At 37.4% G+C, this 12,014-nt stretch carries 13 protein-coding genes, 1 pseudogene and 1 other annotated feature; of the genes and pseudogenes, 3 read left to right on the forward strand and 11 right to left on the reverse strand.

Features of this window, described 5'->3' with window-relative positions:
- The 8 genes and pseudogenes from BAU28_RS28780 to BAU28_RS31390 form a co-directional block, all read right to left on the reverse strand.
- Window positions 1–74, reverse strand: a pseudogene (locus tag BAU28_RS28780) (3-isopropylmalate dehydratase large subunit); the annotation flags it as partial.
- The gene (gene leuB / locus BAU28_RS00010) at window positions 74–1,138 is read right to left on the reverse strand and encodes a 3-isopropylmalate dehydrogenase (protein WP_002171054.1); all 1,065 of its coding nucleotides are present in this window, start codon (window positions 1,136–1,138) and stop codon (window positions 74–76) included. The gene leuB and the pseudogene BAU28_RS28780, both read right to left, overlap by 1 nt.
- 76 nt (window positions 1,139–1,214) lie before the next feature.
- On the reverse strand, window positions 1,215–2,735 hold the full coding sequence (gene leuA / locus BAU28_RS00015) for a 2-isopropylmalate synthase (RefSeq protein ID WP_071717320.1): 1,521 nt from the start codon (window positions 2,733–2,735) through the stop codon (window positions 1,215–1,217).
- Window position 2,736: 1 nt separating this feature from the next.
- A complete protein-coding gene (gene ilvC / locus BAU28_RS00020) occupies window positions 2,737–3,747 on the reverse strand; it encodes a ketol-acid reductoisomerase (RefSeq protein ID WP_025147312.1) in 1,011 nt (336 codons plus the stop codon).
- A gap of 26 nt (window positions 3,748–3,773) precedes the next feature.
- Complete coding sequence (gene ilvN / locus BAU28_RS00025; RefSeq protein ID WP_048370559.1) at window positions 3,774–4,283, reverse strand: acetolactate synthase small subunit; 510 nt, start codon at window positions 4,281–4,283, stop codon at window positions 3,774–3,776.
- Window positions 4,280–5,980: an acetolactate synthase large subunit gene (gene ilvB / locus BAU28_RS00030; protein WP_071717321.1), complete on the reverse strand. Its 1,701-nt coding sequence runs from the start codon at window positions 5,978–5,980 to the stop codon at window positions 4,280–4,282. Before ilvB ends, ilvN begins: the two co-directional genes overlap by 4 nt.
- Before the next feature lie 73 nt (window positions 5,981–6,053).
- Window positions 6,054–6,280 (reverse strand) — a binding site (T-box leader).
- Between the two features lie 16 nt (window positions 6,281–6,296).
- Complete coding sequence (ilvE, locus tag BAU28_RS00035; RefSeq protein WP_025147314.1) at window positions 6,297–7,193, reverse strand: branched-chain-amino-acid transaminase; 897 nt, start codon at window positions 7,191–7,193, stop codon at window positions 6,297–6,299.
- Window positions 7,194–7,334: 141 nt separating this feature from the next.
- Window positions 7,335–7,550, reverse strand: a complete 216-nt coding sequence (locus BAU28_RS31390) for a hypothetical protein (protein ID WP_071717322.1) — start codon at window positions 7,548–7,550, stop codon at window positions 7,335–7,337.
- A 59-nt stretch (window positions 7,551–7,609) separates the two neighbouring features.
- On the opposite strand from BAU28_RS31390, the gene BAU28_RS00045 reads away from it, so the two are divergent.
- On the forward strand, window positions 7,610–7,849 hold the full coding sequence (locus BAU28_RS00045; RefSeq protein ID WP_025147315.1) for a DUF3911 family protein: 240 nt from the start codon (window positions 7,610–7,612) through the stop codon (window positions 7,847–7,849).
- A gap of 84 nt (window positions 7,850–7,933) precedes the next feature.
- Complete coding sequence (locus BAU28_RS00050; RefSeq protein WP_002149532.1) at window positions 7,934–8,173, forward strand: YkuS family protein; 240 nt, start codon at window positions 7,934–7,936, stop codon at window positions 8,171–8,173.
- A 373-nt stretch (window positions 8,174–8,546) separates the two neighbouring features.
- On the opposite strand, the gene BAU28_RS00055 is transcribed toward BAU28_RS00050, so the two are convergent.
- The gene (locus tag BAU28_RS00055; RefSeq protein WP_000608227.1) at window positions 8,547–8,636 is read right to left on the reverse strand and encodes a hypothetical protein; all 90 of its coding nucleotides are present in this window, start codon (window positions 8,634–8,636) and stop codon (window positions 8,547–8,549) included.
- Between the two features lie 114 nt (window positions 8,637–8,750).
- Window positions 8,751–9,212 (reverse strand): GerW family sporulation protein, encoded by a 462-nt coding sequence (gene ytfJ / locus BAU28_RS00060; protein WP_048370566.1) that lies wholly within the window; start codon window positions 9,210–9,212, stop codon window positions 8,751–8,753.
- A gap of 130 nt (window positions 9,213–9,342) precedes the next feature.
- Here ytfJ and BAU28_RS00065 point away from each other — a divergent pair, with 130 nt between their 5' ends.
- A complete protein-coding gene (locus tag BAU28_RS00065) occupies window positions 9,343–9,708 on the forward strand; it encodes an imidazole glycerol phosphate synthase (protein ID WP_071717323.1) in 366 nt (121 codons plus the stop codon).
- Between the two features lie 34 nt (window positions 9,709–9,742).
- On the opposite strand, the gene BAU28_RS00070 is transcribed toward BAU28_RS00065, so the two are convergent.
- Window positions 9,743–11,086 carry a TrkH family potassium uptake protein gene (locus BAU28_RS00070; protein ID WP_071717324.1) on the reverse strand — a complete coding sequence of 448 codons (1,344 nt, stop codon included), beginning with the start codon at window positions 11,084–11,086 and terminating at the stop codon, window positions 9,743–9,745.
- Window positions 11,087–12,014 lie beyond the last annotated feature (928 nt).

The following is a 12,014-nucleotide window of genomic DNA, read 5'->3' on the forward strand; positions in this document are numbered from 1 at the left end:
AATAAATCCAATCCATTTTCATTTGTTGCAACTACATGTCTTTCCCAAAGCTTATCTAGTAATCTTTTTCCCATTATCGTCCTCTCCCTACTAGCGCCTGCTCTTCCATTTCTTGAATAACCGCCTTCGTAAATGAAGTTGTCGTCTCATCTCCGCCAATATCCGCTGTACATTTTCCAGTTTGAAGAACTGCAGAAATGGCCTCTTCAATCGCATTTCCTTCTCTTGTTAATCCAAACGACTGTCCAAGCATCATTGCAACCGAACGCATCATTGCAATTGGATTTGCTTTATTTTTTCCAGCAATATCTGGTGCTGATCCGTGAATAGGTTCATATAAAGACGGTCCGTTTTCCGCATGACTCGCTGATGGAAGCATTCCTAGCGATCCTGCTAATACAGACGCTTCATCACTTAAAATATCACCAAACAAATTTTCTGTTACGATAACGTCAAATCTCCTCGGGTTCCGAATTAACTCCATAGCAGCTGCATCTACTAAAATGTGCTCTAATTCAACATGAGGATAACGAAGAGCTACTTCTTCCGTAACAGTTCTCCATAATTTACTAGATTCTAAAACATTCGCCTTATCAATAGACGTTACTTTTTTCTCTCTCTTACTCGCTAATTGAAAAGCATAAGAAACGATACGTTCAATTTCATGGCGATGATACGTAAGAGTATCTGTTGCTACTTCTTCCGTGCGCTCTTTCGGATAAGAAAAATAAATACCACCTGTTAATTCACGAACGACAACGAAGTCAATTTCATCAGCGTTTTTTAATGGTGATAAATGCGAAGTTGAGCTTTCTACCGTTACAGGGCGAACATTTGCAAATACACCAAGTCCTTTCCTTAAAGCTAATAGTCCTTTCTCCGGCCTTTCTTTCGCACTATCCCATCGCGGTCCACCAACTGCCCCAAGTAAAACCGCATCACTCGCTAAACAAGCGGCAAGTGTTCGTTGTGGTAATGGTTGCCCAGTTAAATCAATGGCAGCTCCGCCAAAGTGCTCATCCTGTAAATAAAAACGATGACCGTATAACCTCTCTACCATATACAATACTTCTTTTGCGCTTTCCATAATTTCTGGACCAACACCATCACCAGCTAAACAAACGATACGTTTTTCCAATTTGAGCACCCCTTTGACAGAATTTTCAGAACTTTATTTTGATAGGTGGGGAAAGAATTCCTCACCTATCAAACACTTATTTCACAACAGTTATAAAAGATTTCAATTTTCCAGCCGCATGGACATACGCTCTCGCCGATGCTTCTAATACGTCTTGCGCAACACCAAAACCTGATACTTGATGAGTTCCTTCTTTTAATTCAACATGAACATGTGCAAGTGCATCTTGACCTTGCGTAATAGATTGTATGCGATAATCCGCTAAGGCACATTTTAACCCTAAAATTCTTTGAATTGCATTATAGATCGCTTCAATACTTCCAGAACCAGTTGCTGCATCTTCGTATATATTTCCTTCCTCATCTTTCAGTACAACTGTTGCGCACTGGGTACTATTTGATACGAAATGTACTTGCAATTGCGTAATGCTATATTGTTGCGCCGAAAATGCTGCTTCACCAAGCATAAGCGCACGCAAATCTTCTTCTGTAATTTCCTTTTTTCGATCAGCTAATTTTTTAAATGCTTCAAACACCGCATCTCGTTCTTCGTTTGTAAATTCATAGCCTAGTTCTTTCATTTTTTCCGTAAATGCGTGACGTCCAGAATGTTTTCCAAGTACAAATAGATTTTGAGATTCACCTATAAGCGCCGGTTCAATAATTTCATATGTCGTCACTTCTTTTAAAACACCATCTTGATGAATACCTGACTCATGGGCGAATGCATTTGCTCCAACAATCGCTTTATTTTTTGGTACAACCATACCTGTTAAACGACTTACTAATGTACTTGTCGCTTTAATCTCTTTTAACGTCATAGAGGACTCTGCTTCATAGAAATCTTTTCTAATATGGAGAGCAACCGCGACTTCTTCTAGAGCTGCATTCCCCGCTCTTTCTCCAATTCCATTAATGGTTCCTTCTACTTGTAACGCTCCGCCTTCAACCGCAGCTAATGAATTCGCTACTGCCATCCCAAGATCATCGTGACAATGACAAGAGAAAATTGCTTTCTCATAAGAAGGAACGGATTCTTGTAAATATTTAAAGAGAGAATAATATTCTTCTGGATTCGTATATCCAACTGTATCAGGAATATTGATTACATTCGCTCCTGCTCTAATCGCAACTTCTACTGCTTCAGCTAGAAAGTGCCTCGATGTTCTTGTCGCATCTTCTGCTGAAAATTGTACTGTCGGAAATAATGATTTCCCGAGCATAACCGAGCGATGAATACTATCTAATACATCTGCTTTTGACATACAAAGCTTATATTTCATATGAATATCACTTGTAGCTAAAAACACGTGTAAACGAGGAGATACAGCACCTTTCACTGCTTCATATGCTCTTCGAATATCGCTTTCCTTCGCTCTAGCTAAACTCATAACCGTAGCATTTTGAATTGTATTTGCGATACGCTTTACCGATTGAAAATCCCCTTCAGAAGCCGCTGCAAATCCAGCTTCCATTACATTAATTCCAAGCTTCTCTAGTTGCCTTGCAATTTGCAACTTCTCTTGTTCATTTAAATTAACTCCAGGTGATTGTTCGCCATCACGAAGCGTCGTATCCATGAACAAAATTTGCTTCATATTATTTAATCCCTACCTTTACTCGCGGCTGTACAAATGGCATCATCTCACGTAATTTACGCCCAACTACTTCGATTTGATGTTCGTTTTCTTTCTCATTTGTCGCCTGGAAATGAGGTCTTCCTGCTTTATGCTCGGCAATCCACCCTCTTGCAAATGTACCATCTTGAATTTCTGCTAACACTTCCCCCATCGCTTTCTTCGTATGTTCCGTCACGACACGTGGTCCCGATACGAAGTCACCCCACTGCGCTGTATCTGAAACTGAATACCTCATATTTTCAAGTCCGCCTTCATACATAAGGTCAACAATTAGTTTTAGTTCATGTAAACATTCAAAATATGCAAGTTCAGGTTGATATCCTGCGTCAACTAGCGTTTCAAACCCTGCTTTTACAAGTGCAGTCACTCCGCCGCAAAGTACAGCTTGCTCTCCAAATAGATCTGTTTCTGTTTCTTCTTTAAACGTTGTTTCTAATACACCTGCTCTCGTCGCCCCAATTCCATCTGCATATGAAAGTGCCTTTTCAGTCGCAACTCCTGTTGCATCTTGATATACTGCAAATAATGCAGGAACGGCTCCCCCTTCAACAAACGTACGACGTACTAGATGTCCCGGACCTTTCGGTGCTACTAGAAATACATCTACATTAGCTGGCGGTTTTACTTGATCAAAGTGAACATTAAAGCCATGTGCGAATACGAGGGAATTTCCAGCCTGTAAATTTGATGCAATTTCGGCTTCATATACTTCTGGCTGTAATTCATCAGGTAGTAGAACCATTACTACATCCGCTTTTTCTGCTGCTTCCGCTACTGTATATACAGAAAATCCATCTTCTTTCGCCTTATCCCATGACTTTCCTTTTCTCAGTCCAACTACTACATCAAATCCGTTATCACGTAAGTTTTGCGCGTGCGCATGACCTTGTGATCCGTATCCGATGATTGCTACTTTCTTTTCCTTTAATACATTTACCGTTACATCTTTTTCATAATAAACTTTCGCCATTTTCTTTTCCCCCTATATTTAAATGATTATTGAATTAACATAACTTGTTTATCTTGCTTTTTCATACTGCGCGTAAAAGCCGTTACACCTGTTCTTGCAATTTCTTTCAAACCATATGGACGAAGTAATTCAATTAACGCTTCTACTTTCTCCTGAGTACCTGTTACTTGCACCACTATGGAATCCTTCCCAACATCTATTACAGTGGCTCGAAATGGTTCAATTAAACTATATAATTCTGCTCTTGCGACAGAAGTTGCTACTTTAATAAGTGCAAGTTCTCTAGCAATCATCGCTTCTTCTGTAATATCTGATACTTTCAGTACATCGATTTGCTTATGAAGTTGTTTAATTAACTGCTCAACTTGCTGTTCACTCTCAACGTGTACAACAATCGTCATTCTCGAAATATCCGATGATTCCGTATGGCCTACCGAAATACTTTCAATATTAAAATGTCTTCGTGTCATAACACCTGTAATTCGATTTAACACACCGCTTTGATTTCGAACTGTCGCTGTAACAATTCTCTTCACCTTTTTTCCACTCCCTCCATTTGATGAACGCCTTTTCCTGGGGCAACCATCGGCATTACCTTTTCGGATTGAAGTACGCGGCAATCAATTACAACTGGCTCTCTTAATTCAATCGCTTCCTCTAATTGTTGCTTTGCAAAAAGTGGGTCTTCAATACGAACACCTTTTATGCCATAAGCATTGGCAAGCGCAACGAAATCTGGTTGACACGAAAGTAAAGAGTGCGAATATCGCCCATTATAAAATTCATCTTGCCATTGTCTTACCATCCCTAAAGCTTCATTATTTAAAATAAAAACCTTAACTGGTAAAGAATGCTCTTTTAATACACCAAGTTCTTGTAGCGTCATTTGAAATCCAGCATCACCGACGATTGCAATAACTAATTCTTCAGGCTTTGCGATTTGTGCACCTATTGCTGCCGGAAACCCGAAGCCCATCGTTCCTAATCCTCCCGAGGTTACCCATTTATCTGGATCTTTCAGCGGATAATATTGGGCTGCCCACATTTGATGTTGCCCAACATCTGTTGTTACAATCGCTTTCCCTTCCGTAATTTCATATAGCATATCAATTGCATATTGAGGCTTAATACGTTCCGCATGTTCTTTGTAAGAAAAAGGATATTTTTCTTTTCTACTATTTAATAGCGTGAGCCAATCATTGTGGTTTACTTCCCCTTCCTTAAATTTAAGTAGAGCTTCTAATGCTTGCTTCGCACTCGCAACGATTGGAATTTCAGTCGGAACATTTTTCCCGATTTCCGCTGGATCAATATCTATATGCGCGACAATCGCTTCTTTAGCAAAATAAGCTAAATTCCCAGTAAGACGATCATCAAATCTTGCACCAATATTAATAAGTAAGTCACATTCATATAACGCCATGTTTGCGGTGTATGTACCGTGCATTCCTCCCATCCCTAGAAATAGTTCATCATCTGGTGGAAACCCACCAAGACCAAGTAATGTATGAACAACTGGAATATGATATTTACGGGCAAAATTTGTTAATTCTTTCGATGCTTTCGCATGCAATACACCTGCTCCAGCTAAAATTAACGGCCTTTTTGAAGTCTCAATCGCTTGTAATAATTTGTTTATTTGTAGTAGATTCGGTTCGTAATTAGGCTGGTATCCTGGTAAATCCATTTGTACGTCGCTACATCGCTCGCCTTGCTCTACTACCATATCTTTCGGAAGGTCAATTACGACTGGTCCCGGTCTTCCTGTTCTAGCGATGTGAAATGCTTCTTTAATAATTCGAGGTAAATCCGATGCTTTTCGCACTTGATAATTATGTTTTGTCACCGGCATCGTAAGCCCCATAATATCCGCTTCTTGGAAAGCATCACTTCCGATTAACGTTGTTGCTACTTGCCCTGTAAATACAACAAGTGGCAATGAATCAATCATCGCGTCAGCTAGACCCGTAATAACATTTGTAGCGCCCGGTCCACTTGTTGCAATTACAACTCCTGGATTTCCTGTAATTCTTGCATATCCTTCAGCAGCGTGAATCGCACCTTGTTCATGCCTCGTTAAAATATGCGGAATCTCACAATCATAAAGTGCATCATATAGAGGTAAAACAGCACCACCCGGATAACCGAAAATTACTTCTACTCCTTCCTTTTCTAGCGCTTCTAACAATAGCTGTGCACCAGTTGCCAGTTTCTCTTCCGTTTTTGAAGACATTTTTCTTATAAGCCCCCTTTTTTAAAACATTTATAAAATAAAAAAATCCTACGTCCACACTCCAGCTATGTGCTGAAGGGACGAAAGATTTCGCGGTACCACCCTTCTTTGCAAGAATACTCTTGCCTCAGTGACTCGGGATGAGTCTAGCTAATAACGGAGCTACCGTCTAAGCCTAAACAAACGCTTCAGCTTAGCACTCAAGGGTGATGTTCGTCGACGTGAACCATCGGTTTCCAGCAACCACCGACTCTCTGTGAGGCTTCACAGTCAACTACTCCTCCCTTTCAACGCTTTATCATGTCGTAAAGAGCTATTATCCAACTTTATTTTCTTCGTAAATTTTCTCTCCATCTTCTACAACTAATTTACGGAATTCTTCTAATAAACGATTCGTATGTGGCCCTGTTCTTCCTAAACCAATCGTTCTTCCATCTACTGTCGTAACAGCAATTACTTCAGCAGCTGTTCCTGTTAAAAATACTTCATCAGCTACATATACATCGTGCCTTGTAAATAATTCTTCTCTTACGTCATACCCAAGTTTTTCACCGATTTCTAAAATTGCGTTTCGCGTAATACCTTCTAACGCTCCAGCAGAACTTGGTGGTGTAATTAATTTATTTCCTTTTACAATAAATACGTTATCGCCAGAGCCTTCAGCTACGTATCCTTGATCATTTAACATAAGTGCTTCTTGTACTCCAGCTAGTTTCGCTTCAATGCGAACTAAAATATTATTTAAGTAATTTAAAGATTTTACTTGAGGTGATAAAACATCTGGGCGATTGCGACGCGTTGCAACTGTTACAATCGGAATTCCCTTTTCATAATATTCTTGTGGGAATAAAGATAATTGTTCTGCAATTACTACTACATTTGGTTTCGTACAAGAATCGGGATCTAATCCAAGATTCCCTGGTCCTCTTGATACAACGAGTCGAATATATCCATTAGATAGTTTGTTTTGTTGAATCGTTTCAACAACGATCTTCGTCGCTTCTTCTAACGTATATGGAATTTCTAACATGATGGATTTCGCTGATTCATATAACCGGACAAGATGCTCTCTCAAACGGAAAACATTACCGCTATATACTCTAATTCCTTCGAACACCCCATCGCCATATAAATAGCCATGATCATATACTGAAACTTTTGCTTCGTCTTTTGGAACAAATTCTCCATTTAAGAAAATCCACTGCTCGTTCACTTGAAAGCGCCCCCTATGTTCTATGAATTTTTTATTGTTTCCTAGTTTACTCTCCTTTTCAAATAAATCAAGTGAATTTTTAGAAAATTTATAATTTTTAATCGTACATACATCTTTAATTATATTGATTTAACAACGTTGTTAACGTTTACAAAAAGTCAAAATATTTTTTTCGCTAATTTCCACTAAAAAAAATATTTGTTTAAGAGAAGGATTTTCGGTAAATAGTGCGAATCTATTGTATTCAATAAACGGACGTCCGATTTTATATATTCGGGAATAAACAACGACTTTTGGTGAAAAAGGGGGAAAATAACAAAAATAACGCTGTCTAAAAATAACATTCATATTTTTCATTTCGCAATCATAATCCTATTTTTAAAAAACAATTTGTCAAAATGAAGGAGGAAATAAAAATGGCGTGTGTACAAATTAAAGGAACAAGACAAGAGGTAGTAGAAATGCTGCAACTATTTGATCTAATGGATACGAAAGGGCTTTGTAAATTCAACAATTACGTAGAGGTAGAGCCTAGTAACAGAGAATATAATAACTTTACTGCTTCAATTGATATTCATTCTAATAACGCTTCAGCACAAGATACATTAAATGATCAATTCGTTAGTCAAATGCTTACTGGCGTATATAACGACTAAACACATATACTCTTCTACCATCTTTTTATAATATATGCTAAAAACTTGAGCATACTAGTAACTAGATGGTAGGAGGTGAGAATTATGGCTAGAATTGGCGTTGAAAACTCGTTAACAGATGTTCAACAAGCTCTTCAGCAACATGGACATGAAGTCGTTACACTTAACTCAGAACATGATGCACAAGGGTGTGATTGTTGTGTTGTAACTGGGCAAGATTCTAATATGATGGGTATTGCAGATACATCAATAAAAGGATCGGTAATTACAGCTCATGGTTTAACAACAGATGAAATTTGTCAGCAGGTTGAAAGTCGCATTTAAATTTTTACAAATCACAATACACAAAAGAAAGAGGGCTCCTTTTCACAAGGAGCCCTCTTTTTTATATTCACCTAACGGGAAAGTAACATATACTGGATGAAAGCCCTACCTCTCTCTCATCATTACGGTTCCACTGACCGCTCCTTGATTCACTAGTATACATATAAAGCTTACAAATACAATTTATAGGGTTTGTTCACAAAAGTTGTTGATAAGATTACCCGATCTTTCGCAAACTTTTCATATTGTATTCATAAGAGATATTCACTTTACACTAGCTGTAACCGAGACACGAATTAAAATTATAACACCAATAAGATAAACTGTCAACTATTTTCGCAAATAAAAAACAGACATCAACGGTTTGTCTGTTTTAAAATGGAGCTTTTTCTTTTATTACATATACAACAAATCCGCTTACTAGCATAAATAAGCCGACTACCAAATTTTTGATATTAATCATAAATTCCTCTCCCTTATTTCGCACATCATATATATTTACGTTTCAATTATTTCCATCGTCCTTAAGCACACTTTTTCTAATATATCACAATTCCTAAAAAATGCAAGTTCACCTTTAGCGACCGTTCACAAATTTATCTACAGTACTTGGTACAACATTTAAAGCTTTTTCGATTAAATGCGTGCTACTATTTAAATGTAATACTTGCACCCCATTAGAACCTACAACTAAAAAAGCCACCGGACTAATGGAAACACCAGCACCACTTCCACCTCCAAAAGGATGCCCTTGTTTTATCTCTTTTTGTTGCCCATGTCCACCACTATTTTTCTCATGAGAAAAATCCCCCTTAAAATCACTTCCCCCAGCTCCAAACCCGAAAGCAACTTGGGATACTGTTAATACTACATTTCCATCGGCTGTTGAAACCGGACTTCCAACAATCGTATTTACATCTACCATCTCTTTTAAATTTGTCATTGCTGTTTTCATTAAATTTTCAATTGGATGTTCCATTATGTACAGCACCCTTTCCTCATTATTCTTTTTTATACTTTCCAAAATAGAGGAAGTCATACTAAGTTTTCCTATTTCGAAAAAACAATTTTCATCTTCTAATTGGATATCACTCCCTGTCCACACCCGGATAAAAACGGTAAAGAGATACATACTATTATCGAACCTTGTTATGAAAGGAGTCATTACTTTGACTGAGAAATTTGATGAGTATAAAAAAAGAGATCGAATAGATAGTGATTATAGTGACTATAAAGAAGAATACTCAGCTGAAGTTGCACCACAGCGCATTGATTATGATAAAGACGATAAAGATGATGTAAGATCGTCCGCCGCTGGATCAACTGCTGGCTTTATCGCTCTTGCCTTATCTATATTATCACTCTTCACCTTCCCAACACTATTTGGTCTTGTTTCTGTACTACTAGGCATTTACGCTTATAATCGTGGAGCTACAGTAACTGGTGGTACCGCAGCGATTATTGGTGGTATCGCTGCACTCATTGCAATTTTATTCCGAGCGGCGATTATTGGCTTATTGTTCTCTCTTTTTTAAAATGAAAAAGGTATCTCGCATTATGCGAGATACCTTATCCTGTAAATACATCTTCTGATGGATATTTAATTTTTTGTTTCGCTGGTCGTGCCAAAGAGAACACAAGTGTTAACGGGCCAATTAATCCACAAAACATAACAAACATAATAATACATTTTCCAACTGCCGTTAGCTTTGCAGTAATCCCCATTGTTAATCCAACTGTTCCAAACGCTGAAATCGTCTCAAATAACAATTGAATAAAACTGAAATTTTCTGTAAGCATTAACAAAAATACTGCTGTAAAAATAAGGATTTGACTAGCAACGACAATTGCTAACGCTCTTGTTACTGTCGACATTTTGACAGTACGCTGAAATAATACAAAATCCTCCTTCTTTTTAAAGAAGGAAATGACTGATGTAATTAAAATAACGAATGTCGTTAACTTAATTCCACCACCTGTCGATACACTTCCTGCACCAATAAACATTAATACCATCGTAAATAATATCGATGACTCTTCCATACCGCCATAATCAATCGTGTTAAAGCCAGCTGTACGAGGTGTAATTCCTTGGAAGAAAGAAGCCCATAACTTTTCATTTAAAGGTAAGTTCCCTAATGTTTTCACATTATTATATTCCAATACAAAAATCACAATCATCGCAATAATGTTAAGGGCTATCGTTCCAACAATCATGATTTTTGAGTGAAGCGATAGTTTTCGGAAACTACGGCTATACCATATATCGATTAATACGGTAAACCCTAATCCTCCTATTACAATTAACGAGCAAATCCCAATATTAATAATAGGATCTCCTACATATCTTGTTAAATTATCTGACCAAAGAGCAAAGCCAGCATTATTATATGACGCAACAACGTGAAAAATACTATAGTACAAACCTTTTCCAAATCCAAACTCTGGAATAAATCGAATCGATAAAAAGATGACTCCAATCAGCTCAATACAAATAGAAAAAACAAAAACTCGTTTCACTAATTTCACAAGACCACCAATACTTGTTTGATTAAATGCTTCTCCAATTAATAATCGATGGCGCAAACCAATTTTTTTACCTAGTACCCAAACAATTAAAATGGCTATCGTCATAAGACCGAGACCACCTGTTTGAATTAAAAACATAATAACAATTTGACCAAACATCGTAAACGTACTTGCAGTATCTACAACACCTAATCCTGTTACAGTCGCTGCTGACGTTGCCGTAAAGAAAGCATCTACCCAACTAATATGTACTTTCGTTGCAAACGGTAACTTTAATAACAAACCCCCGACCACAATTAAACAAAAAAAGCCTAATGCTAAAATTTGCGGTGGATTTAATCGTATAAAACGATTATACAACCCTTGTTTTTTTGCTACTTCCATGTCATTAACTCCCTTAATTTAAGTGAAGCTTTTATCCGACTAACTTAGAAAGAAACTATGAATAGCAGGATAAATCCCTATACTCTCATAATATAGTTGAGCATAATCCTTTTTTTCATAGATTTCAACTTTTATTTATATTCTAACTTCATAGCATTCATAACTCGATAACTACTATAGTAACAACTAATTCATTTATATTTTCTTTTAAATTCCTTTCCCTTTCACGCTATGTTCACATCAAAGTCACATCCGTCTTTTATAGTATACGTATCGGAGCTGTTCCTCCCTAATTTATAAGACATTCCCCAGTGTCTTGAACAGCTTTCCATCCCTAATTAAATTGACATAAATTGTCCCCTTCCTTTGACCATCCGATATGTGATGGTCTTATTTTTTGTTCTCCCTTTCTTCTCACTAAAAAAATCCCTTTCTCTTTCACTCTATGTTCACATTCAGGTCACATCTATCTTTTATAGTATATGTATCGAAGCTGTTCCTCCCTAATTTATAAGACATTCCCCAGTGTCTTGAATAGCTTCCATCCCTAATTAAATTGACATAAATTGTCCCCTCCCTTTGACCATCCGATATGTGATGGTCTTATTTTTTTGTTCTCTCCATTTTCTTACTTAAAACTCCTATTCTCTTTCACTCTATGTTCACATTCAGGTCACATCTATCTTTTATAGTATATGTATCGAAGCTGTTCCTCCCTAATTTATAAGACATTCCCCAGTGTCTTGAATAGCTTCCATCCCTAATTAAATTGACATAAATTGTCCCCTTCCTTTGACCATCCGATATGTGATGGTCTTATTTTTTTGTTCCCTCTATCTTCTTACTTAAAACTCCCTTTCTCTTTCACTCTATGTTCACATTCAGGTCACATCTATCTTTTATAGTATATGTATCGAAGCTGTTCCTC

Origin of the sequence: Bacillus paramycoides (assembly GCF_001884235.1) — a bacterium.
Classification (GTDB): domain Bacteria; phylum Bacillota; class Bacilli; order Bacillales; family Bacillaceae_G; genus Bacillus_A; species Bacillus_A paramycoides.